The sequence below is a fragment of the Rufibacter sediminis genome (genome assembly GCF_014269285.1).
Lineage (GTDB): Bacteria > Bacteroidota > Bacteroidia > Cytophagales > Hymenobacteraceae > Nibribacter > Nibribacter sediminis.
In genome coordinates this window covers 50,515-73,627 of sequence record NZ_JACOAF010000030.1, presented here as the reverse complement: position 1 = coordinate 73,627, position 23,113 = coordinate 50,515, and the positions used below count along the sequence as shown (strand labels likewise).

Genomic DNA, 23,113 nt, shown 5'->3' with positions numbered 1-23,113 from the left:
GACATAAGAAAAAATAAGGCCCGGCCTTTGATTCTGAGAGCCCACATTACCTGTTAAGGTAATGATGGGCTTTGGTATATTCTTCCACCTAAGCATCTAATACATTGAGTAACGAATTAATTATTAATTCTACTCAAGATGGAGAACGAATAGCCCTTCTTCAGGACAAGCGATTAGTAGAGTATCACTTCGACCGGAATGATACCAACTACTCCGTAGGAGACATTTTCCTGGGAACCGTGAAAAAGGTGATGCCTGGTCTGAACGCCGCGTTCATTGACATTGGCTACACTAAAGACGCGTTCCTGCACTATCATGATTTAGGAGAGCACATCAAAACGCTCAACAAATACGTGAAATCTGTGCAGACCCAGAAAAACACTACGGCCAAGCTTGGCCCTGTGAAGTTTGAGCCCGAAATAGACAAACTGGGCAAAATGGCCGATGTCCTCAAAAAAGGACAGCAGGTCTTGGTCCAGATTGTAAAAGAGCCAATTTCTACCAAGGGGCCCCGGCTCTCTTGTGAGATTTCCCTGGCGGGCCGCTACCTGGTGCTTGTGCCCTTCTCTAACACGGTAAGCGTGTCCAAGAAGATCGTGAGCAAAGAGGAGCGTACGCGTCTAAAGCGCCTCATCACTTCCATTAAACCGGAAAACTTTGGGGTGATCATCCGTACCGTGGCCGAGGGCCGCGAAGTGGCGGAGTTAGACAAAGACCTCCGCACCATGTTGGCTACCTGGGAAGAAGGCATTGCCAAGTTGCGCACCGCCAAGGAACGCGACAAGGTCATTGGGGAGCTAGGACGCTCCTCCTCCATGTTGAGAGACATATTGAATGAAAGTTTTGACAACATTGTGGTAGACGACGCTAAGTTGCACGATGAGATCAGGACGTACATTGAATCCATAGCCCCGGATAAGCTGAAGATTCTGAAGCATTACTCGGGCAAGGTGAAAACCTTTGAACACTTTAACATTGAAAAGCAGCTGAAATCCCTCTTCGGGAAGACAGTGAGCATCCCCGGCGGGGGGTACCTGGTAATTGAACATACTGAGGCCCTGCACGTGGTAGATGTGAACAGCGGAAACAAATCCAACTCCGAGACGGACCAGGAAGCCACCGCTCTGAATGTGAATCTTACTGCGGCGAAAGAGGTAGCGCGTCAGCTGCGCCTCCGGGACCTGGGCGGAATCATTGTAGTAGACTTCATTGACATGAAGTCAGCCGAGAACCGGCAGAGAGTGCAGGATGTAGTGAAGGAGGAAATGAAGAAAGACCGGTCTAAATACACGGTGCTTCCCATCTCCAAGTTCGGCCTCATGCAGATCACCCGCCAGCGCGTACGGCCTGAGCAGAATATTGTAACCGGCGAGGTATGCCCTACCTGCGGAGGCAGCGGCAAAATATCCGCCAGCATTCTGGTAACCGATGAGATAGATCAGACCATTGAAGATCTGTTGACTCGCCAGAATCAGAAAAACATTACGCTGTACGTGCATCCGTTCTTGCACGCGTATTACACCAAAGGCATTCTCTCCAAGCAACGGAGATGGTTCCTGAAGCACTTCAAGCGGGTGAACGTGATGAAAGATACGGCCTTGGCCCTCACAGATTTCAAGGTGATGGACGAACACGGCGACGAGATTGAGCTGAAATCAGCTTACACTGAAGTAAATGGGTTACAAGACCGCGCGGTAGAAACAGAGTAACCGTTCCTATTGCCTGCGATATAAAAGAAAAGCCCTCGTTGTGAAACGAGGGCTTTTTCGTGCGGTAAGTTTCCGTTTACAGGCTGTTTTAGAGAAAAAAGGCTGAAACAGGATTAGAATTTAATTCCGAAATCAAAGGCGGGGGAGTTATTCTACCTTCGTGTCCTTGTTGGTGTTATCACCAACAATCCTTTTTAGGTTCCTTTCCCAAAACTGCCCTTAAACTGATGGAGTAGAAGTTGTGGTGAGAGCACCAAAGTTTTCCTCTGCACGTGTACCTCGTTACAGGGTAACGAGCCTACATTCCTTCTGTAGCGCCGTTACCCTGTAACGGCGTAAGCATTTGAGAGCACCAACAACTTAAAAGGTTCGTTTCAGGGCTGTTTTCCCAGAAACGGGGCAAAAACAGGATTAGAATTTAATCCCGAAGTCAAGGGCGAAGGAGTTGTTCTTGAGCTCCACCTTCTTGTCACCGAACGTGCCGGAGTAGTAGTTGTCATCCACATCGGTGAGGCCGCGGTGGTAAGAGAGGCCACCGAACACTTTGGTGCTCTGGCCCAGTTGCCACTCGGCGCCGGCGCCCAGAACGGCCCCAATCTCAAAGGTGTTGAAGCGTTTGGTGTACTTGTCACCGGAGGAGTCCTCCACTTTCTTGTCGTTCACTTTGGCGGCCAGCATGGTGTTCAAGGAGCCTCCGGCCTGGAAATACAAGCGGGTCTCAGGGGCTACCTCGTTGGTGAAGAGCTTCAGGGTAAGCGGAATCTCCAGGTACTGCAGGTTGATGTCGTCAGAGCCCGACTTGTTGGTAGTCACCCCATCCACATTTTGGGTGTAGTTATAAGCGACTTCACCACCCTTTACGTTATAGAGCAAGCCAGAGCTGAAGGCGTAGTTCGTGCCGAAGAAATAGTCAGCAATCACGCCTAGCCCAAATCCAACACCGGCACCATCGTTCTTGAAGTTGTATTGGTCTTTGGCAATGGTGCGGGTAGAAGTAACGGAGGGCGATACTTTCACCCCAATTTCTACCTGGGCAGAGGCTTCCTGCGAGAAGCAGAACAGAGCGGCAAAAGCCAAAACCAGGGGAGTAAAGCGAATCATCTTCATAGGGTAAGAGGGTATTAAGAATTAGTACGTTAAATTTGCTTAAAGATAAAGAGAAGAAAAGGATGCGAAGCTATTTATTGCTGCTGTTTACCGGATTGTTGTTCATGAGCTGTTCCAAGGATGAAACGTGTACTATCCCCGAGGAAGTATCCCGTATTCCGGTAGAAATAAAGGTGGACCGCCTGGAGAGCCGCTTTTTTGAAATAAAAACCGTGCCCGAAATGCAGACCTTCCTCCGGCAGGAACCGCTGCTGCGCGACAAGTTTCTGCTGCGTGACCGCTATCCCTCAGAAGAACTCATGGCGCAGAACCTGCTCCGGCTGGCCACTGATACCAGCATCCATCAACTGAAGAAGCAAAGCGACGCCACCTTCGGCGACCTGCAAGACGTAACCCAGGACCTGGAGAACGGTTTTAAGCACGTCAAGTACTTTTATCCTTCGTTCCAGATTCCCAAGGTGCAGACGTTTGTCTCGGGCCTCAGCCGAGATCTGCTGGTCAGCGACAGCCTGGTGGTATTGGGCCTGGACTTCTTCATTGGGAAGAAAGCCTCCTTTCGGCCGCAGGCCCCCGAGTATATCCTCAAGCGCTACGAAAAGGAGAACCTGGCTCCGTCGGTTATGCTGTTGGTCTCCAACAAATTCAACAAGACTGATTTCGTGAACAAAGAGATGCTGGACGAGATGATCGATTTCGGGAAGTCGTACTATTTCACGGAGAAGGTGCTGCCTTGTACGCCAGATTCGCTGATCATCTGGTACACGGGCCAGGAGCTAGCCGATGTCACCTACAACGAAGGCAAAATCTGGGCGCATCTCATTGAGAAGGGCCTGCTGTATGAAACCAGCCAGTTCACCATCCGGAAATACATTGGAGAGCGGCCTAACGTCCCCGAGATCAGTGAGCGTTGCCCGGGTCGGGTGGCTACGTGGGTAGGCTGGCAGATTGTGCGCAAGTACATGGAGAACAACCCCCAGGTGACGCTGCAACAACTCATGGAGGAGAAAGACGCCCGCAAGATCCTGAACCTGTCCAGATACAAGCCGCAGAAAAAATAAGCTTTCTGTTTTGGGGCTGTTTTCCCGGAAGCAGCCCTAAAACGTGACCTCCCTCTCTCCGTTGCCATGCACATTGCGCTGTTTCACCAGTACCACCATAACCCCGACTGCCCCGCCACGTGCCGGCATTACACGTTTATGGCTGAGCTGGTAAAGCGGCACCAAATCACGCTCATCACCTCCAACGCCTGGGAGAGCAAGCGCCTCACGCAGTTGTATGATTGGGTGCCGCCCGGGGTGGAACTGGTGTCCATTGACGTGCCGTATTCCAACAAGATGGGCGTGGTGCAACGGGTAAAGTCCTTCGGCTCCTTCGCTTCGCACGCCTTGGTGAAAGGGCTGCGCATGCCCAAACCCGATGTCATCTGGGGAGTTTCCACACCCTTGACCACGGCCTGGGCCGCGGCGCAGGTGTCCAGGTTCAGGAAGGTGCCCTGGGTGTTTGAGGTGCAGGATCTCTGGCCTTCTTTCCCCATCCAGATGGGCGCGGTGCCGTCTACCCTGGCGCAGCGTCAGTTGTACCGCATGGAAGCCTCTTTGTACCGGCAAGCCGCCCACATCCTTCCGTTGTCCGAGGATATGGAACGCTACATCCTTGACCAAGGCATCTCCCCCCAGAAGGTAACCACGCTCGTGAACGGCACGGAAATCCCGGCGCAGCCGATCGCATTGGCTGAGCAACAGGCCCTGCGGGCGAAGTTTGGGTTGCAGGGGAAAAAGGTGGTCTTGTATGCCGGAACCTACGGTCGGGCCAACGATATTCCCATGCTGGTGCGGGCCTCGGGGTTGCTGCAGCATTGGTCAGAGATCTGCTTTGTGTTCACGGGGCAGGGTTTTGACGCTCCTTTGCTGGAAACGGCCGCAAAACAGCAAACAAACATCAAGTTGCTGCCGCCGTTGCCCCGCCACGAGATCTTCCAGCTGTTCTCCATCGCAGATGTATCAGTGGTGTCGTTTATTGACTTGCCGGTGCTAGAAGCCAACTCCCCCGGAAAGCTCTTCGATAGCCTGGCAGTGGGTACTCCGGTCATCGTCACCAATCCTGGGTGGACCAAAAAGCTGGTGGAAACGCAGGGCTGCGGCTGGTACGTGCCGGCCGGAGACGCTGATGCGTTGGCCCGCTCCTTGGAGCAACAGCTGGGGCAGGAGCAGCAAATGGGCGTAATGCGGGAGAACGCAAGGCAGGTGGCACGTTCTCAATTTGACCGTCGGCAGATGGTGCCCGTTTTAGAGGAAATTTTTGAAAAGGTGGTGCAAAAACAGCGTTGAATCTGCCGCAACCCGGAATAGCTGTGTTGAACGTGCTCTACGTTTTCGGCCTATTTCAGGAATTTGGCCTCAGAAACCTTTCTGTTTCCTTCCATTGATTTTGTGGGCGTTCGGGCAAAACAAGCGGGAGCTTTCCTGGCTGATGAATTGAACGTCTCTGGTCCTTGTCTCGTCTTTTCTTTTATCAGGCACAATGATGGGCTTTGCTTGCTAGGCAGGAGCAATAGCACTGTACTACGCTTTGGGCCTCTTTTCACCAAAATAGCCCCGCAACGGTTTACCTATCCCAGTTTGTTCTCCGGGTCCTCGGGTTTGTTGGGCCAGTTCTTCTGGTAGTAGGCGCAGAAGTGGGTAAGCGGACAGCGTTCGCATTGCGGCGTGCGGGCCAGGCAGATGTAGCGGCCGTGCAGTATAAGCCAGTGGTGCGCTTTGGGCACCAGATCCACCGGAATGTGTTTCAGCAGTTCTTTCTCCACCTCCAGCGGGGTTTTGGCCTTGGAACTCACCAATCCCAGCCGTTTGGAAACCCTGAACACGTGCGTGTCTACGGCCATGGCGGGCATGTTGAAAATCACCGAGGCAATCACGTTGGCGGTTTTACGGCCTACACCGGGCAGCAACTGCAGCTCTTCTATGGAAGAAGGAACCTCGCCACCGAACCGCTCGGCCAGCATTTTGCCCAGGCCCGCCAGGTGCTTGGCCTTGTTGTTGGGGTACGAGATGCTTTTGATGTAAGGGAAAATCTCCTCGGCGGTAGCGGTGGCCAGCACCTCCGGTGTTGGAAAGGCTTCAAATAGCGGCGGCGTCACCAGATTGACCCGCTTATCGGTGCACTGGGCGCTTAGTACAACGGCCACCAGCAACTCATACGGATTGCGGTAATCCAGCTCCGTCTCAGCCTCCGGGAAGTTCTGCGTGAAATAAGAGATTAAGTGGCGGTACCGCTCTGGTTTGCGCATCAGGTTCAAGGATTAAGAATACAAACTTAGGCAAAATGTGCTTAAGTAGATTTCCTGAAGAGAGCCATAATTTCTTCCGGTGTCCTCCTGAAGCCCATCAGAAAGAATGCGCTGCCGAAGGTTTCCTGATAAATCAGGATTGACAATGAAACTGCTGCCGGATGTGGTTAGGTTACCAGAAATGAGAAGGCGCTGGCCACCTCAGAGGTAACCAGCGCCTTCTTTTCATCGCTTCAAATTACGGATGCAAGCTCACAGTTTTAGAGTAACTAATGATGGCGTCGGTAACGCGTTCGCTTGGTTGGGTGAGAGCATCCTCCAAGCTTAGCTGGGTGAGGAGCAGATCAGCACAGCATTCGGCCAGTTCCTGGTCTACCATTAAGGCTTCTTCCAGGGCAAGCCGACGCTTTTGAGGCAGTTCGTTGTAGAGGTACTGTACTAGATCATGATGAGTAAAGGTTTTGGTCATAGGCTGTTTTATCATTGGACATTTTTTTCCGCAAATTGATTAATGCGTATCTCATTCTGCCCAAAGCCGTGTTGATGCTGACACCGGTAGCCTCTGCGATCTCCTGGAAACTCATGTCTGCGTAATGGCGCATGATGAGCACCTCTTTCTGCGCTGCCGGCAACTGTTGAATCAGTTCCCGCAGACGGGCATGGGTTTCCTCTTTGATCCGGACGGATTCCACTGATTCCTCAGAGAAGCTCAACGTGTTAAACACATTACTGCCGTCTTCCAACGTAATCATTGGGCTCCGTTTCTCCCGACGGAAGTAATCAATAGCCAAGTTATGGGCGATACGGCAGATCCAGGATGAAAATTTGCCTTCTTCGTTGTAACGACCGCTCTTCATGGTATGGATCGCCTTCACAAACGTCTCCTGTAACAGGTCTTCGGCTGTGTAGGTATCTTTTACTATCAGTAGAATAGTGGTGTAAACCTTGCTCTTGTGGCGGGTCACCAATTCCTCAAACGCACTCTCGTTACCAGCGATATACGACGTCACTAACGCCGAATCATTTAGCTGTACTGTATTCATCTAAATCTACAATTAAAGTAACGTAGAGGTTTATGCCATATTGTGAGGTTAGGTTTTTAAGAGAGGTTTTTTATCAGATTATCAAATATAGAAAATAAGGCACCCAAATGCAACGGCTGAAAACCTCTGAAAAAATATTTTTTTTCAGGTGAAAACCAGTTCTCAGAAGCCTGCCTGAAAACAGCCGAACGCAGAAAACCAGATTGCCTCAAAAATCACACCAGTACATCTGATCCAATGATGAAGATACTGCCTTCTGTGGCACAAATGAAAGCAATTTACTTGTTTTCTGCGCCAGAAAAGAACAAAAATTAACCAAGCGTTGAAAGGGCGCTTTTGTAAGTAGCTGTAAACGAATAGAAAGCCCGTGAAGAAACCTTGAACTTTCTGGGCTGGTAAATTCTTCAGCGAGGCTGAAATAAATTTTGGAATAGAAGAGAATAAGCTTAATGGGAGAGCGGGCGCTTTTTGATCATGCCCCCAGACGTATCATTGATGCTGTGCGTGATAATGAAGGCGCCCGCGTCTAGTTCCGTGATGAGGGTTTTCAGCCGCTGTACCTCCAGCCGGGTGACCACACAGTAAAGAATATCCACTTCCTCGCCGGAGAAGCCCCGCTGGCCTTTGTAAATAGTCACGGCCCTGCCCAACTGAGTTAAGATGGCCTGCCGCATGGTGTCGCTGTGGATGGAGACAATGGTAACGCCGGTGTATTCTTCAATCCCGTTGATGATAAAGTCAATGGTCTTGGAGGCGGTAAGGTAGGTGAGCACCGAGTACATGGCCGGTCCGGCCCCCAATAGAAAGGCCGCACCCAGGAACAGGAACAGGTTGATGACCAGAATCACGTCCCCGATGGTGAGGCTGGTGCGTTTGCTTAAAAGCAGGGCCAGGATCTCGGTACCGTCCAGCACGCAGCCACCCCGGATGGAGAGCCCAATGCCGGCCCCCAGAAAGAAGCCGCCAAAGACCGCCGTCAGTAGTTTGTCATCGGTGATGGTGGGGAAATCAATGGTGAGCAGCAGCACCGCCAGGCCCATGACCGCCAGCAGGCTCTTGAGCGCGAACGAGCGGGCCACCAGTTTATAGCCGGCAATCAGAAAAGGAGCATTAATAAATAAGATGAGCAACGGCAACGGAATTCCCGTTCCCTTAGACAGCAGCATGGAAAGGCCCGTGACTCCGCCATCAATAAAATGATTGGGAATCAAAAAGCCTTTCAGCCCCAGGCCGGCCGAGCAGATGCCGCAGGCAATGAAAGCGGCATCGCGCAACCTGCCCCACGGGCGTTTGACTTTTAACGTGACAGGGATGTTACGAGGCGGCAGGTTCAAGGAGGCGAAATCTTTATTGCTTATTTAACCGGGGTAGCCAAGGTCTGCAGTTGCTGGTTGACAGCCGTGAGTTGCTTGTTCAGGCCGTTGTAGTAGGCTTCTATGCTTTTGCGTTCTGAGGCCGTGAGGTTCGCCTCCAGCAAGGCCGCCCGCTGTTCCTGCAGTTGCACAATCTGCTCCAGTAACTTCATTCGCTTTTCCTCTGGCAGAACGTAAGTGAATTTCTGCTTCTGGTTGCCCGCCGACACAATCTGGCCGTCTACGGTCACAATACGCACCTCCGTGTCGCCCACCACTTTCTTCTCGTGCTCTACAATGGTGGTGTGGGTGAAGATATCATCGGCGACCAGCACCACTTTTCCCTGCGGATTCACCGCGTTCTTCTGTTTCAAGGTATAGGTTTTTCCGTCGGGGAGGCGTACCTGCCCGCTGGGCGAGACGATGGTGCCGTTGCTGTACTGCACCGGTTCCTGCACTTCATATAGCTTGCCACCCCGGTGCTGCACCAGTTTGTTCTGTTGCCAGAAGATGGTGTTGTCCTTGATGTTGGCTTGCGTGATCAGGGAGTCTGACGTTTGCTGTGCCCAGGAAGTAGAAGCAGTGGCTAAAAAGGTAAAGGCAACTAACAGGTATAGCGTGGCTCTTTTCATACAAAATACAATTGAATCTGCCTCTGTATACGGGAATTGCCCGCCTGATGATGGAGGAGAAGCCTACAGAAAACTTTTCCTTCGTCAAGCCAAGCAGTAAGATGCAGACAGGTTCTTTGAAAAGTTAAATTAATGCTATATCCTTTGTTTGTGATTGGGCGTATAAGTTTGTGTAAGGAATGTGAAAATTAGTAGATAGCTGAAATTGACAATCAGGTCTGGAATGGCTTGGGGCTTTATCAGAAGGCTTAGGCGAAAACCAGTGTTATTGGATTAGGTAAGTGTGCTGGCTCCACGTGAGAAAAGCAATTGCTGCGCTGAATGATGGCTGATGTGATTGTTGTAGTGATGATTGTAGCTGGTGTTGCTTGCTGAAAGATAGCAAAGTGAGATAGAAAAACAGGCAAAGTAAACTTATAGAACTTTTTTTCTAACCTTACCAATAGAGCAGCGTAAATAGAACTCGTGAAAAAAGGAACAGATTTTTAAATTGTATTATATATGAAATAAGGAGTGCGGCGGTCGTATGTGAAGGTGTTGTTGGAATGCAAATCCGCCCACTTCTTTTCTTTTCTCTTTCCGAATGACAGACCTGTACGCGCTACCGGTGTCATCTAGCAATATAAACCCTCTATAACGCAGCAGCGGAAGCCCCATCAGGCTTCCGCTGCTGCGTTATAGAGGGTTGTGATTACCGCCCACCATGGAAAATAGCCCCGGATGGTCGCTTCTGAGAGGCAAGCCCGTTTTAAGCCTTGTTTCTGGAAAAGGGCACCGAAACTCTTTTAGGGTTTCACCAAAGGAATAGCCCACAAGCCCATTTTCATCTGGAAGATATTGGCAATGCTGGCGGCCTTCTGCTTCGCCTGATTGGCCATGGAACCTGCGAACAGCTCGTCTACCGTCTGCGTGAAAAGAGCAATCCAACGGGTGAAATGCGCGCGGTCAATGGGCATGGCCAAATGCTTGGGGAACGGTTGTCCTTTGTAAGCCATAGACCCAAACAGCACCGTGCTCCAGAAGGCGTACATCTTGGGCAAATGGTGTTCCCAGTCTACCCGGGCAAACTCGTTGAACACCGGGCCCAGCAGCTCGTCCTGGTTTACGTGGTCATAGAAAGTATCCACCAGTCTCTTGATGTCTTCCTCGGTCTGTAACTCTGCTTTGGTTTCTTCCATCTTTTTCCTCCTGAGGCTTTGGCCTCTTACATAACACTGCAAGAATAGGAATAGGTGCCGATGCCTGAAATGACATCCATCATTTTAAGCCTTTTTTCTGAAAAACGGGCGTAAAACAGCTGTACCATCCGTCATCGGAAGAAATGGCTGGCAAGGGTGGGTTGAAAGAGCTCTTTATTCTCCAAAAACAGGAAATGACAAGAAGTGCTGCGTCTTGGGTAAAGAGGTGCTCAGGCATACGAGCACATTAGAAGAAACTCGCTATCACAAGAAGGGCTAGGACGCTTGACAGCTGATGGGCTCCTTTTGTCACCGGTTTTCCTGTTGCTGTCCAGCTTCCGGTCAACACCAATCACGCGGTTGAGAGCGAACGCTGTTTCAGGCCTGTTTTTACAAAAAGAGCCCTGAAATAAAATCCTACGCCGCGCTAAACGGAATGGGCCCGGCAGAGAGTTTTCTGCCGGGCCCATTGTTCTTCCTTTATGATAAGCGAGCTTATTGCTCAATTTCAATCAACTGGCATTTTTTAAGCCAATGCAACGCTTCCGTCTCTGAGGTGAATACTTCAAAGTCGGCTCCCTGGCCAAACCAAGGTTGCTGTCGCATTTCGGCCACCGATGTTCTTGTTTCGGGGTCTTTGGCATGGGCGGGAGACACCAGGTAGGCAACATGGGCAATCTGACCAAGCTGGCCGTGCAGCGTTGGGTAATACGACTCCATCAGCCACGCCATGTCTTCCTTTAAAAGCGGACCACGGCTTCTGATATCAAACAACCAATAGCGGGCATTGGTATCCTTGGCTAACTCCAATACCTGCTGGTACACCTCCTTCACCGTGAAGGCGTACACGGGCTGGGGCCAGCGCAGAAACAACACATCCAAATCCGGACGGTGTGTTAAGGCAATGGCATCTAAAAACAATGGAGACATAGGACACAGATATTTAAGGTAAACTTACAAACATAATCCGCAATCCTGAACATGTACAAGCAAAATTGTTTGTCAGGACCTTGAATATAGCAAACATCTATACCTGGTTGATCGTTCGTTCCCGAGGAGGAATAAATGAACTCCACAGAAAAATGCAATACCTTTGCCTCCCTGATCTTTCCAAACTGTGACGACACCTACCCCCATCCCCGAGGAGCGGCATGATCCTTACGCCGTACTCCGCATCCCCGAGTTCAGATTGTTTGTTTCTGCCCGTTTCTGCATCACGCTGGCCATGCAAATACAGGCCGTGGTGGTAGGCTGGCAGATCTACGACATCACCAAAGACCCTTTTTCCCTGGGGCTGATTGGTTTGGTAGAGGCGATCCCCTCCATCACGGTGGCGCTATACGCTGGGCACGTGGCCGATATTGTGCCGCGCAAGCGCATCATCATCACGGTGCTGAGCGTGCTGCTTTTCTGCTCGCTTGCGCTGCTTTTCTATACCCTGGACATTGGGAAAGTGCTGCACGCCTTCGGTACGCTGCCCATCTACTCGGTGATCTTCCTGAGCGGCATCGCGCGCGGGTTCATGGGGCCGGCGGTCTTCTCATTCATGCCCCAACTGCTCCCCGACCGGAAACTGTACGCCAACGCCATCACCTGGAGCAGTACTACCTGGCAGGCGGGCTCCGTAGCAGGTCCGGCCATTGGAGGACTGGTGTACGCTTTTGGCGGGGTAACGGCCGCTTTCGGGGTAGATGCCTCGCTGGTGTTACTGTCGCTGCTGCTGTATTCGTTCATCGCCGCCCGGCCGCTGCCGCTGAGCGAAGGTCCTAAACTCAAGATCAAGGAAAGCTTGCAGACCGGCCTCCGGTTCGTGTTCGGGAACCAGATTATCCTAAGCGCGCTGGCGCTGGATATGTTTGCGGTGCTCTTCGGCGGAGCCGTGATTCTGTTGCCGGTGTTTGCCTCTGATATTCTCAAGATCGGTCCGCAAGGGCTGGGCTTGCTGCGGTCAGCGCCGGCTATTGGCTCAGTGACCATGGCCTTGTTCATGGCCTACCGGCCGATCACCTTTAACGCCGGGAAGAAAATGTTATGGGCGGTGGCGGGTTTCGGGGCCTGCATCATCGTGTTCGGCTTGTCAGAGATTTTCTGGCTCTCCTTTGGGATGCTGCTGCTGAGCGGCGTGCTGGACAGCGTGTCGGTGATCATCCGCTCCACCTTGATTCATACGCTCACGCCGGAGCACATGAAAGGCCGCGTCTCCAGCGTGAACAACATCTTTGTGGGCTCCAGCAACGAGATCGGTTCCTTTGAATCGGGCCTGGCCGCCAAACTGCTGGGCGTAGTGCCCTCAGTGGTGTTTGGCGGCACCATGACCATCCTCATCGTTTCCTTTACCGCCTGGAAAGCCGATAAGCTCCGAAAGTTGAGTTTGTAGCGGTAGTGAAACAAAAACCCTCTGCGTTTAGAGGCAGTTTTCTCAAAAACTGCCTCTAAACGCAGAGGGTTTTTTTATGTGACGTTTGCCGGATGACCTTAAGTCTTGGGCAAAAAGCCATTGGCGCAGACGCTCGCAGGTGCTGCGCACGCTATGAGGTCTTTTGGGAGCGGACGATAATGCGGCGGCAGGCAGATTGAACCCACCCCTACCCCTCCGAGGAGGGGAGTCTTGTTGCATAGGAACGGAGCTTGCAAGTCGAAGGCTGTTCCATGGTCAGAACGTGGGAATTTCTCCCGTGGCTGTGCTCTAGCTGATACTCCCCCTTTGAAGGGGGCGAAGGGGGATGTTGACACCTGCCGAACCACGCATACCTGAAAATTCCCCTCCTGGGAGGGGTAGGGGTGGGTTCATCCATTTCCAGCCTCTTTTCCCCAAACGAAACCAAAACTGACTCAAGACTCAAGACTCAGAACTCCCTAAGGTTACTCTTCCTCCTCCTTGTTCTCCTGCATGGCCAACAGGTTATGCGCGCCTTTCACGGCAATGCGGCTGGAGTTCTGCAGTTCCGCGGGGAGCACTACTTCTATAAAGCCATTTCCTTTCAAGCCGGTCTGTACCTCTACCCGTCTGAACGCACGGTTACCGTTGTCCACATAGATGTAAGAGACTCCTTGAAACTGCACCACGGCGCTTTCGGGCAGGGCAGTGACGGCGCGCTCTTTGGTGGGCACGGTGGCCGTGACGTACATGCCGGGGAGCAGCTTGTGCTCATCTGCGTGGGCTAAGTGGGCGTGTACGGGTACGGTTTTGTCGCCTTCCACGCTGTGGCCCACCAAGATGATTTCCGCCGAGCGGGGAGTGGCGTCATTGGGCAGGGTGTAGGTGAGGCGCTGGCCGGGGCTCAGGTACGGTACGTCTTTTTCAAAGGCGTTGAGCTTGAGGTGCAGGTCATCGGTGTTCACCAGTTCAAACAGCACATCGGTAGAACTCACCATCTTGCCCACGTTCACCAGTGTGTTCTTCACGAAGCCGTTGATCGGCGAGACAACATTGATGGTGCGGCTGATTTTCCCGTTCTGCAGGCGGGCCGGGTTGATGTTAATCATGAGCAGTTTCTCCCGCAAGGCGGCCAGGCTGTTCTGCAAGACTTCGCGTTCAGTCTTCACCTGTTGCAGGTTTTTAAGGGCACTCACCTTCTCCTGCGTGAGCTCCTGCTGACGGGCATATTCCAGATTGGCCAGTTGCAGGCGGGCGCGGGTGTCCAGGTAATCCTGCTGCAGTTGCACATAATCTGGGTGCTGGAGGGTGGCCAGGACCTGACCTTTGTTGATGTGTTGGCCGGGCAACAGGTTCATGGTTTTCACGAAGCCGCCGTAGGGCACCGAGACGCTCACCAAACTGGTGGGCGGCACGTCAATCTCCCCGGAGAGCTGCAAGGTATTGCCCAGTTTCTGCTGCGATGGCGCTCCCAATTCAATGCCTGTGTTCTGCATCTGCTGCTCGGTGAGCGTGATCACTTCCGGGTTTTCTGGAGCGGCGGCAGTTGCGGATTGGGCGGCTGGCGTTTCCGTTTCGGGGCTGTTTTTCTCAGAACAGGCCGAAAGCAGGAAAAGTCCAGCAATGGCGTAATTTAAAAATAATGATCTCATATTATTGGCCTCCTAGGTATTGGAGTTGAAAGACGTTTAACTGGTAATCCAGCAGGAGCTGGAGGTAATTCTGTTGGGTGCGCAACTGCTGGTCGGCGGCCTGGAGGTAGCTCAGGTAATTGGCCTCGCCGCTGCGGTAGGCTTTATCGGCTTGGGTGAGGGCCAGACGGGCGTTCACCAGCACCTGTTCCCGGTAAAACTGCACGCTCTGCCGAAGCCGCTGCTGGGTTTCCTGCGCCGCCTGCCACTCGCTCTGCAAAAGGTGCTGCTGGTTTTGGAGCGAGGCTTCAGCGGCCTGTTTGCCCAAGGCGGCGGCCTTCACCCGTGCCCGTTGCGGCCCCTGCCAGAGCGGTACCGCCACCCCCGCTTCCACGCCCTGAAACCGACGGCTTCTATCGGCGGCCGTTTCTATGCGGCCGTTGATGTCATAAGTGCCAATCAAGGACTGGTTGAAATACCCCAGTGTAAGGTCGGGCGCCAGCCTGCTTTTCTCCACTTGCTGCTCCCGGTCGGCTACGGCAATCTGTTGTTGGTACAGTTGCAGGAGCGGGTGGTTTCCTGTTTCGGCTACGCCGAAGGAAGTGTTGTCTAGTTGCAACGGCTGCGGCGTGATGTGCAGGGGTTCCGGGGCCTGCACCAAGGCATTCAGCTGCGCCTGGGCCACGGCCAGAGCGCTCTGGTTCTGCCTTAGGCGGTCAGTGAGTTCCAGCCGTTGGGTGGTGGCGGTGGTTTTCTCCAGCAGTCCTGTTTCGCCCGTCCTGAACCTGACTTCGGCGGCTCGCTCCAATACCTGAAAAATGCTGTCCTGCCGCTGCAGCAGCTGCTGCGCTTGGTGCAGAAACGCCAACCGTGCATACGCCTGCTTCACCTGGTACAGCAGGTCGTGCTGCTTCAGGGTCAATTGCTGCTGGCTCAGGTTCTTCTGCTCCTGCAACAGCTTGCCCTGCGCTTTCCATACCGTAGGGAACGGAATGGTCTGACTTATACCAATGCGGTCATCGGTGACGGGGCTGTTGATTTCGCCCTGGCTGTAGGAAAGCTCAGTCTTGGGAATGTCCACCGCGGTTTTCTGCAACGCGCCCCGCATTTCTACTTCCAAGGCCGCGCTTTTGAGCTGTTGGTTGTGCTCCTTCGCCAATTCCAGCACCTGAGCCAGTGACAAGGTTTGCGACGGAGTGGTCTGGGCTAGCGAAGTTAGGGGCACTACCAAACCGAACGGCAGGAGCCACAGCGCCGCTGATTTCTTCAGCCCTCCGAAGCCCCGCTCCGAGAAATAATAGATGATGGGCAGCACCACCAACGTGAGCAGCGTGGCCGAGAGCAGTCCGCCAATGACTACGGTGGCTAAAGGTTTCTGCACTTCGGCGCCCGCCGAGGAAGACAAGGCCATGGGCAGGAAACCGAGCGAGGCCACGGTGGCTGTCATGATGATGGGCCGCAGACGGGCGGCCGTTCCTTCGCGAATGATTTGTTCCAGGTTGGTCATGCCGCTGGCTTTTAGTTGGTTAAAATAGCCGATCATCACAATGCCGTTGAGCACCGCCACGCCAAACAGCGCAATAAAGCCCACCCCCGCCGAGATGCTGAACGGCATGTCGCGCAGGAGCAAGGCAAACACGCCGCCAATGGCAGACAGCGGAATGGCCGTGAAGATGAGAATAGACTGTTTAATGGATTTAAAGGCGAAAAACAGCAGCACGAAGATGAGCGCCAGCGCCAGCGGGACCGCCACTGAAAGCCGTTCTTTAGCCTCAATCAGGTTTTGGAACTCGCCGCCGTAGGTGATGGTATAGCCGGGCGGCAACTGAATTTGCGTCTCAATTCTCTGCTGAATCTCGGTGACAATGCTCTGCACATCGCGGTTGCGCACGTTAAAGCCAATGGTGATGCGGCGGCGGGTGCCGTCGCGCTGAATCTGGTTGGGGCCTTCCTTCATCTCCACCTGGGCAATGTGCTCCAGCGGAATCTGCAGGCCGTTTTCATTGCTCACGTACAGGCGCTGCACATCCGAAATGTCTAGCCGGTTCTGTTGGTTCAGGCGCACCACCAGGTCAAAGCGTTTCTCGCCTTCATAGACTTGCCCCGCAATCTCACCGGCAAAAGCCGAAGTTACGGTGCGGTTCACGTCTGCAATGGTGAGGCCGTAGCGGGCTATCTGTTCGCGGTCATATTGCACCACCACTTGCGGCAAGCCGCTCATTTCCTCAATGTACAGGTCCTGCGCGCCTTCAATGGGTTGCACCAGTTTGCCTATTTTCTGCGCGTACAGGGCCAGTTGGTCCATGTCTTCGCCGTAGATTTTGAGCACCACGTCTTGCCGCGCGCCGGTCATGAGCTCGTTGAACCGCATCTGAATGGGCTGCTGCACGCCAAAGGTGGCCTGGGGCAAGTTCTGGTGCAGCACGTCAGACATTTTGTTGGCCAGTTCCACGCGGGAGCTGGCGCTGGTCCACTGGTCGCGCTCTTTCAGGACCACAATCATGTCGCCCAGTTCCACAGGGTTGGGCTCGGTGGGCACTTCGGCAGAGCCGATTTTGGTGACTACTTTCTCAACCTCGGGGAAGGTCTGCTTGAGCACTTTGGAAGCTTTCTGCACCACTTCAATGGTCTCGTTGAGGGAGCTGCCCGTGAGTACGCGCGTCTCAATAGCGAAATCGCCTTCGTCCAGCGACGGAATAAACTCGCCGCCCATTTGCGTGAACAGCACCAGACTGAGCGCGAACAGCCCCAAAGCAATGCCCAGTACCAGCGTTTTGGCGCGCAACGCGAAGTTGAGTAGCGGCTGGTAGGTGCGGTTAATGGCCTGCATGATGCGGTCTGAAATGTTCTCTTTGTGCTGGGTTTTTCGGCTCAAGACCAGCGAGGCCATCATGGGCACGTAGGTGAGCGACAACAGGAAAGCGCCCAGAATAGCGAAGGAAACCGTCTGCGCCATGGGTTTGAACATCTTGCCCTCAATGCCCACCAGCGCCAGAATAGGCAGATAGACAATGAGAATGATAATCTGCCCGAACGACGCGAAGCCCATCATCTTGCTGGCCGAGCCCTGTACCTCATCGTCCATCTGCTTGCGCGAGAGCTTAAAAACACCCTGCTGCGCGTACTCGCTGGTATGGATGCTGTGAATGACCGCCTCCACAATAATCACGGCCCCGTCCACAATCAACCCGAAGTCCAGCGCGCCCAGGCTCATCAGGTTCCCCGACACGCCGAACACGTTCATGAGCGAGATGGCAAACAGCATGGCCAGCGGAATCACGGAGGCCACCAGCAAGCCCGCCCGCCAGTTGCCCAAAAGCAACACCAGCACGAAGACCACAATCAGCGCGCCCTCGGCGAGGTTGGTTTCTACGGTATTGATGGCGCGGTTTACCAGTTTGGTGCGGTCCAGGAACGGCTCCAAGACCACGCCTTGGGGCAAGGTTTTTCTGATTTCGGCTACCTTGTCCTTCACCCGCTGAATCACCTGCGATGAGTTTTCGCCTTTGAGCATCATCACAATACCGCCCGCCACTTCGCCCTGCTCGTTCACCATGGCGCCGTACCGGATGGCCGAGCCCTCACGCACCTCGGCCACGTCCCTGATTAAGACCGGCGCGCCGCCCGCGGTGTTGGTGACCACTATGCGGCCAATGTCCTCGGGGCTCTTCACCAGCCCTTCGGTGCGGATGAAGTAGGCGTTGGGGTCTTTCTCAATGTAAGCGCCGCCCGCGTTGGCGTTGTTTTTCTCCAGCGCGTTGAAAATATGGGTGATGGTGAGATTGAAACTGCGGAGCTTCTCGGGGCTGATAGCTACCTCGTACTGCTTCAGCTTACCGCCAAAACTACTGACTTCTGCCACACCGGGCGTTCCCAACAGTTGCCGCCGCACAATCCAGTCCTGAATGGTGCGCAGTTCGGTGGCCTTGTATTGGCTCTCGTATCCGGCCGCTGGCCGAAGCTCGTACTGGTAAATCTCGCCCAAACCGCTGGAAATAGGGGCCAGCGTGGGCGAGCCCATGCCTTCGGGAATCTGTTCCTCGGCTTCTTTCAGTTTCTCGGTGATCTGCTGGCGGGCCCAGTAAATATCGCGGTCCTCGTCAAAGACCACCGTCACCAATGACAGCCCGAAACGGGAGAACGACCTGATCTCGGTCACGCCCGGCACGCTGGCCACCGACTGCTCCACGGGGAATGAGATAAGCCGCTCCACCTCCTGCGCCCCCAACGACGGCGACACCGTGATGACCTGCACCTGGTTGTTGGTGATGTCGGGCACGGCATCAATGGGCAGGCGCTGCACGTTATACACGCCCCACGCCACCAAGGCCACCGTGAGCAAACCAATCACCAGCTTGTTCTTGATGGAAAACTCTATAATCTTCTGTAACATGTTCTTGATTTGGAATGACGCCGTTTCTGGCCTGTTTTCTCAAAAACAAGCCAAAAACGGCAAGGCCGGAGAACGCCTGAACGGTTGCCGTCCCGACGGTTCTGGGAAAATGAGGTTGATTGGGCTATTGGCAGAGACGCTCACAGGTCTGGGTTAGTCCTGAGTCTAGAGTCCTGAGTTTGGAGTAAGAAGTGCGTTTAGGAGCTGTTTTTTTAGAAAACAGGCTAAAAACGCGGTTCACACATCACGTGCAGGACTGAATGCACCAGATCTTTCTTTAAGAACCAAATCTTTCTTTGTCATCCTGGAAGGAACTTGGTTGCGGGCGGCAATAACGTTTCTTAAACGCTATACTAGTTTGCTCACAAAGTTCTTTCAGAATGACAGAAGAGAGAAGCCTGGGCTGTTGAAGTAGCCAGACTGCTGATGCTGCCAATAAAAGGAGAGTTACGCCACTTGCGGCGGTTGCCAGATGCTGCCGGTAAAGGCGTCGGGAACCCGGGGTTGCGGGTGGGAAAGGTAGTGCTGCGGCTCCTGGGTTTCCTGTAGCTGGAAAGAAGGTTGTAGCAAAGGTACGGCCACAAAGTAATCATACGCCGAGTTGCCCATCTGCTTGAGCGGGAGCCGGTCGTGCTTTTCTGAGGAGGTGTTCTCTGAACCCTGGTAGTGCATGTGCAGGAACTCGGTGAAGCTTAACTGGCCGTTCAGGGCAATATGCGTTTGGTAGTGCTGCAGCAGGTCAGAGATTTTGGACAGTTCGTGCAAATCAGAGTTGGGCAGCAGGGAGCCCAGAAAGAGGTATACCGCAAAAAAGATAACTCTGATTTTCACAACAGGGGGGAAGAGGTTCTACGGGCAAATATAGAAAGAATGCCGGAAGGAGGAGAAACAAAAGAACGCTTTCACCGCTGAGCGCCGTCTGAGTAAGCCCCAAGTTACTGACCTCCGGGATCACCAATTCCTGATTTTGGCTCGTTTTTATAGAAACGGCCCTAAAACAAGGAGGCCCGTCAGATCTATTCTGGCGGGCCTCCCTGTTGCTATGCATCCACTACGCTTTGCTGGAAACCGTCAGTTTAGCAGCTTTGGTAGCTTCGTTCTTGGGTTTCTGCGGACGGCTGTTGCCGTAAGAACCTTTGCTGATTTTCCCTTTTTTACTTTTAACATCTCCTTTTCCCATAACGGTACTGAATTAATAAGTAAGTGAAACAATAGGTGACAAGTACTCTTGTGCGAGACTCAGGGGAAGAAAGTTACAAAGTCTGAGAAATAAACGCAAGTTTCTTCCGGCGTTTTGAGCCCGGTTTCCCGAAAGAAGCTCCAAAACAGAGAAAGCGGTTACCCTTCTAAAAACCAATGCGTATGCCTACCTTTGCGGTTTGGCCTCCCGCTTGTTTTAAACCCGCCCAAACAGAATTATTCTGCCGCGGTTGTTGTTCTAGAGAGGCTATAATTCTATATGACAGAAGATCTCATTCAACAAGATACCGACTTGGACGCGCTGGACGCCCGCGAGCACATCATCATCAAGCGGGCCCGCGTCCATAACTTAAAGAACCTGAGCGTGGCCCTGCCGCGCAACCAGTTCATTGTGGTCACCGGCCTTTCCGGCTCCGGCAAATCGTCGCTGGCGTTTGACACGCTCTACGCCGAGGGGCAGCGCATGTACGTGGAGAGCTTGAGCTCCTACGCCCGCCAGTTCCTGGGCCGCATGGACAAGCCCGATGTGGATTACATCCGGGGCATCAGCCCGGCCATTGCCATTGAGCAGAAAGTGAGCATCCGGAACAACCGCTCCACCGTGGGCACCAGCACCGAGATTTACGACTACCTCAAGCTACTCTACGCGCGCATCGGCAAGACCATTTCGCCGGTCTCGGGGCAGGAAGTGAAGAAAGACACCGTGACCAGCGTGGTTGATTACCTGATGACCCTGGAAGACGGTACCCGCGTCATGATTCTGGCTCCGTTGCAGCAAAGCAAAGACCGCAAGCTCAGCAAAGAACTGGACCTGCTGTTGCAGAAAGGCTATTCGCGGGTGATTCTCAACGGCGAACCCTTCTTTATTGAAGAGCTAATCGCCGAAGGCCAGAAAGAACCCAAAGGCGAGGTGTTCATCCTGATTGACCGCGCCGTCATCCGGAAAGACGAGGAAGCCGAAAGCCTGCAGATGCGCCTCGCTGACTCGGTGCAGACCGCGTTCTACGAAGGCCATGACGAATGCCACATCCAGATGGGCGACGAGACCCGCGTGTTCTCCAACCGCTTTGAGCTGGATGGCATGGTGTTCGAGGAGCCCAACGTGAACTTCTTCTCTTTCAACAACCCGTACGGCGCCTGCCAGACCTGCGAAGGCTGGGGCAGCGTGCTGGGCATTGACCCAGATCTGGTCATCCCTGACAAAAGCCTGACGGTGTACGAAGGAGCCATCGCGCCGTGGCGCACCGAGAAGCAGAACGAGTGGCTGCAGCCCTTGCTTAAGAACGGCGTGCGCTTTGATTTCCCCATCCACCGGCCGTACAATGAGCTCACGGAGGAGGAGCAGGAATTGCTTTGGACCGGTAACAAGTACTTCGGGGGCTTGCATGACTTCTTCAAGCACATTCAGCAGCAGTCGCACAAGATTCAGTACCGCGTATTGTTGAGCCGCTACCGGGGCCGCACCGCCTGCCCAGACTGCAAAGGCTCACGTCTGCGCAAAGACGCTAGTTACGTGAAAGTAGACGGCAAAAGCATCACGGATCTGGTGCTCATGCCCGTGACCAAAACCCTAGATTTCTTCCAGAACGTGCAGCTGAGCGCCCATGACCAGGCCGTTGCCGATAGATTAGTCACCGAAGTCACCAATCGCCTGAGTTATCTGGTGCGCGTAGGCTTGGGTTATCTCACCTTGAACCGACTTTCCAACACGCTTTCCGGCGGGGAGAGCCAGCGCATCAACCTGGCTACGTCGTTGGGCAGTGCCTTGGTGGGTTCCATGTATATTCTGGACGAACCCAGCATCGGGCTGCACCCCAAAGACGCAGATCAACTCATTGGCGTGCTGCGCAACTTGCAGGAAATGGGCAATACTGTGATTGTGGTGGAGCACGAGGAAGGCATGATGGAAGTGGCGGATCAGGTGCTGGACATCGGCCCCGAGGCCGGTTCTGGCGGCGGAAATCTCATGTTCCAGGGCACGTTTGATGAGCTCCTGAAAAGCGATACCTATACCGGTCGTTACCTGAGCGGCCGCATGGAAGTGCCGGTGCCAGCGCAACGTAGACCTTGGCGCAACTGCGTGGAAGTGCACGGTGCCCGCGAAAACAACCTCAAAAACGTGACCGCTAAGTTCCCGTTGGATGTCATGACGGTGGTGACGGGCGTGAGCGGCTCTGGTAAGTCCACGCTGGTGAAGAAGATTCTGGCCCCGTCGCTCATCAAAGCCTTGGGCGGCCACGCCGATGCCACGGGTAAATTCGACAAACTCACCGGCGACATCAACAAGGTGAGCCACGTGGAGTTTGTGGACCAGAACCCGATTGGCAAGTCGTCGCGCTCCAACCCGGTGACCTACGTGAAAGCTTACGATGCCATCAGAACCATGTACGCTGACCAGCCTTTGGCGAAAGCCCGCGGGTTCAAGCCGTCGCACTTCTCGTTCAACATTGAGGGCGGTCGGTGTGAAGTCTGCCAGGGCGAAGGCCAGGTGAAGATTGAGATGCAGTTCATGGCAGATATTTACCTGACCTGTGAGGCCTGCGGCGGACAGAAGTTCAAGCAAGACATCCTGGACATTCAGTACCACGAGAAAAACATCTCCGAAGTCTTGGACATGACCATTGATGACAGCCTAATTTTCTTTAAAGACCAGCCCAAGATCCTGGAGAAACTGAAGCCGCTGCAAGACGTGGGTTTGGGGTACATCAGGTTAGGGCAGTCCAGCAATACGCTTTCAGGTGGGGAGGCGCAGCGCGTAAAACTGGCCTCGTTCCTGACCAAAGGAGCCACGCCGCACAACGGCAACATCCTGTTCATCTTTGATGAGCCCAGCACCGGCCTGCACTTCCACGACATCAGCAAGCTGTTAACGGCCCTGAATGCCCTGGTGGAAAACGGCAACACCGTACTGGTCATCGAGCACAACATGGACATCATCAAATGCGCCGACTGGATCATTGACCTGGGCCCCGAAGGCGGTACCAACGGCGGCCACCTGCTCTTTGAAGGGACCCCGGAAGATCTCGTGAAGCAAGAGGATAACCACACCGGCAAGTATTTGAAACCGAAATTATAAAGCTGTTTTGAGGCTGTTTTTAAGAAAAGGGCCTCAAAACGATAGTCTCTGAGTTAGACCTGTGAGGTTTTCAAAACCTCACAGGTCTTCTTGTTTGTAGGGGCAATCCCTTGTGGTTGCCCTAATACG

General features: G+C 53.5%; 17 protein-coding genes. 5 read left to right on the top strand and 12 right to left on the bottom strand.

What is annotated here, in order from left to right; translation table 11 throughout:
- Positions 1-104: 104 nt before the first annotated feature.
- Positions 105-1,709: an Rne/Rng family ribonuclease gene (locus tag H7U12_RS12290; RefSeq protein WP_186638259.1), complete on the top strand. Its 1,605-nt coding sequence runs from the start codon at positions 105-107 to the stop codon at positions 1,707-1,709.
- Positions 1,710-2,120: 411 nt separating this feature from the next.
- Here H7U12_RS12290 and H7U12_RS12285 read toward each other — a convergent pair whose 3' ends face one another.
- The gene (locus H7U12_RS12285; RefSeq protein ID WP_186638257.1) at positions 2,121-2,816 is read right to left on the bottom strand and encodes a porin family protein; all 696 of its coding nucleotides are present in this window, start codon (positions 2,814-2,816) and stop codon (positions 2,121-2,123) included.
- A gap of 62 nt (positions 2,817-2,878) precedes the next feature.
- On the opposite strand from H7U12_RS12285, the gene gldB reads away from it, so the two are divergent.
- Together gldB and H7U12_RS12275 are read left to right on the top strand one after the other, a co-directional pair.
- Entirely contained in the window at positions 2,879-3,874 is a 996-nt protein-coding gene (gene gldB / locus H7U12_RS12280; protein ID WP_241749335.1) for a gliding motility lipoprotein GldB, read from the top strand.
- Positions 3,875-3,940: 66 nt separating this feature from the next.
- A complete protein-coding gene (locus H7U12_RS12275) occupies positions 3,941-5,143 on the top strand; it encodes a glycosyltransferase family 4 protein (RefSeq protein ID WP_186638254.1) in 1,203 nt (400 codons plus the stop codon).
- Positions 5,144-5,424: 281 nt separating this feature from the next.
- Here H7U12_RS12275 and nth read toward each other — a convergent pair whose 3' ends face one another.
- The 7 genes from nth to H7U12_RS12240 form a co-directional block, all read right to left on the bottom strand.
- Positions 5,425-6,102 (bottom strand): endonuclease III, encoded by a 678-nt coding sequence (gene nth / locus H7U12_RS12270; RefSeq protein ID WP_186638252.1) that lies wholly within the window; start codon positions 6,100-6,102, stop codon positions 5,425-5,427.
- Positions 6,103-6,340: 238 nt separating this feature from the next.
- On the bottom strand, positions 6,341-6,571 hold the full coding sequence (locus H7U12_RS12265; protein WP_186638250.1) for a hypothetical protein: 231 nt from the start codon (positions 6,569-6,571) through the stop codon (positions 6,341-6,343).
- A complete protein-coding gene (locus H7U12_RS12260) occupies positions 6,546-7,145 on the bottom strand; it encodes an RNA polymerase sigma factor (protein WP_186638247.1) in 600 nt (199 codons plus the stop codon). The genes H7U12_RS12265 and H7U12_RS12260 overlap by 26 nt, the downstream gene beginning before the upstream one ends.
- A 446-nt stretch (positions 7,146-7,591) precedes the next feature.
- Entirely contained in the window at positions 7,592-8,479 is an 888-nt protein-coding gene (locus tag H7U12_RS12255) for a YitT family protein (protein WP_317170770.1), read from the bottom strand.
- A gap of 20 nt (positions 8,480-8,499) precedes the next feature.
- Positions 8,500-9,129, bottom strand: coding sequence for a DUF6799 domain-containing protein (locus tag H7U12_RS12250; protein ID WP_186638243.1), 630 nt, complete (start codon positions 9,127-9,129; stop codon positions 8,500-8,502).
- A 785-nt stretch (positions 9,130-9,914) separates the two neighbouring features.
- On the bottom strand, positions 9,915-10,307 hold the full coding sequence (locus tag H7U12_RS12245; RefSeq protein WP_186638240.1) for a group III truncated hemoglobin: 393 nt from the start codon (positions 10,305-10,307) through the stop codon (positions 9,915-9,917).
- 495 nt (positions 10,308-10,802) lie between these two features.
- Positions 10,803-11,237 carry a hypothetical protein gene (locus tag H7U12_RS12240; RefSeq protein WP_186638237.1) on the bottom strand — a complete coding sequence of 145 codons (435 nt, stop codon included), beginning with the start codon at positions 11,235-11,237 and terminating at the stop codon, positions 10,803-10,805.
- 187 nt (positions 11,238-11,424) lie between these two features.
- Between H7U12_RS12240 and H7U12_RS12235 the strand changes: the two genes are divergently transcribed.
- Positions 11,425-12,684 (top strand): MFS transporter, encoded by a 1,260-nt coding sequence (locus H7U12_RS12235; protein ID WP_255897120.1) that lies wholly within the window; start codon positions 11,425-11,427, stop codon positions 12,682-12,684.
- A gap of 485 nt (positions 12,685-13,169) precedes the next feature.
- On the opposite strand, the gene H7U12_RS12230 is transcribed toward H7U12_RS12235, so the two are convergent.
- The 4 genes from H7U12_RS12230 to H7U12_RS12215 all read right to left on the bottom strand — a co-directional run bounded on the left by H7U12_RS12230 (position 13,170) and on the right by H7U12_RS12215 (position 19,888).
- Positions 13,170-14,336 carry an efflux RND transporter periplasmic adaptor subunit gene (locus H7U12_RS12230; protein WP_186638234.1) on the bottom strand — a complete coding sequence of 389 codons (1,167 nt, stop codon included), beginning with the start codon at positions 14,334-14,336 and terminating at the stop codon, positions 13,170-13,172.
- 1 nt (position 14,337) lies between these two features.
- Positions 14,338-18,708 carry a CusA/CzcA family heavy metal efflux RND transporter gene (locus H7U12_RS12225; protein WP_186638230.1) on the bottom strand — a complete coding sequence of 1,457 codons (4,371 nt, stop codon included), beginning with the start codon at positions 18,706-18,708 and terminating at the stop codon, positions 14,338-14,340.
- Between the two features lie 447 nt (positions 18,709-19,155).
- Complete coding sequence (locus H7U12_RS12220; protein ID WP_186638228.1) at positions 19,156-19,539, bottom strand: hypothetical protein; 384 nt, start codon at positions 19,537-19,539, stop codon at positions 19,156-19,158.
- A gap of 220 nt (positions 19,540-19,759) precedes the next feature.
- Positions 19,760-19,888, bottom strand: coding sequence for a 30S ribosomal protein THX (locus H7U12_RS12215; protein WP_186638226.1), 129 nt, complete (start codon positions 19,886-19,888; stop codon positions 19,760-19,762).
- Between the two features lie 279 nt (positions 19,889-20,167).
- Between H7U12_RS12215 and uvrA the strand changes: the two genes are divergently transcribed.
- The gene (gene uvrA / locus H7U12_RS12210; protein ID WP_186638225.1) at positions 20,168-22,984 is read left to right on the top strand and encodes an excinuclease ABC subunit UvrA; all 2,817 of its coding nucleotides are present in this window, start codon (positions 20,168-20,170) and stop codon (positions 22,982-22,984) included.
- Positions 22,985-23,113: the final 129 nt, after the last annotated feature.

Bases quoted from the DNA above. Each gene is read 5' to 3' on its own strand.
- H7U12_RS12285 (WP_186638257.1), bottom strand. From the start codon at position 2,816: ATGAAGATGATTCGCTTTACTCCCCTGGTTTTGGCTTTTGCCGCTCTG.
- gldB (WP_241749335.1), top strand. From the start codon at position 2,879: ATGCGAAGCTATTTATTGCTGCTGTTTACCGGATTGTTGTTCATGAGC.
- H7U12_RS12275 (WP_186638254.1), top strand. From the start codon at position 3,941: ATGCACATTGCGCTGTTTCACCAGTACCACCATAACCCCGACTGCCCC.
- nth (WP_186638252.1), bottom strand. From the start codon at position 6,102: ATGCGCAAACCAGAGCGGTACCGCCACTTAATCTCTTATTTCACGCAG.
- H7U12_RS12265 (WP_186638250.1), bottom strand. From the start codon at position 6,571: ATGACCAAAACCTTTACTCATCATGATCTAGTACAGTACCTCTACAAC.
- H7U12_RS12260 (WP_186638247.1), bottom strand. From the start codon at position 7,145: ATGAATACAGTACAGCTAAATGATTCGGCGTTAGTGACGTCGTATATC.
- H7U12_RS12250 (WP_186638243.1), bottom strand. From the start codon at position 9,129: ATGAAAAGAGCCACGCTATACCTGTTAGTTGCCTTTACCTTTTTAGCC.
- H7U12_RS12245 (WP_186638240.1), bottom strand. From the start codon at position 10,307: ATGGAAGAAACCAAAGCAGAGTTACAGACCGAGGAAGACATCAAGAGA.
- H7U12_RS12240 (WP_186638237.1), bottom strand. From the start codon at position 11,237: ATGTCTCCATTGTTTTTAGATGCCATTGCCTTAACACACCGTCCGGAT.
- H7U12_RS12230 (WP_186638234.1), bottom strand. From the start codon at position 14,336: ATGAGATCATTATTTTTAAATTACGCCATTGCTGGACTTTTCCTGCTT.
- H7U12_RS12225 (WP_186638230.1), bottom strand. From the start codon at position 18,708: ATGTTACAGAAGATTATAGAGTTTTCCATCAAGAACAAGCTGGTGATT.
- H7U12_RS12215 (WP_186638226.1), bottom strand. From the start codon at position 19,888: ATGGGAAAAGGAGATGTTAAAAGTAAAAAAGGGAAAATCAGCAAAGGT.
- uvrA (WP_186638225.1), top strand. From the start codon at position 20,168: ATGACAGAAGATCTCATTCAACAAGATACCGACTTGGACGCGCTGGAC.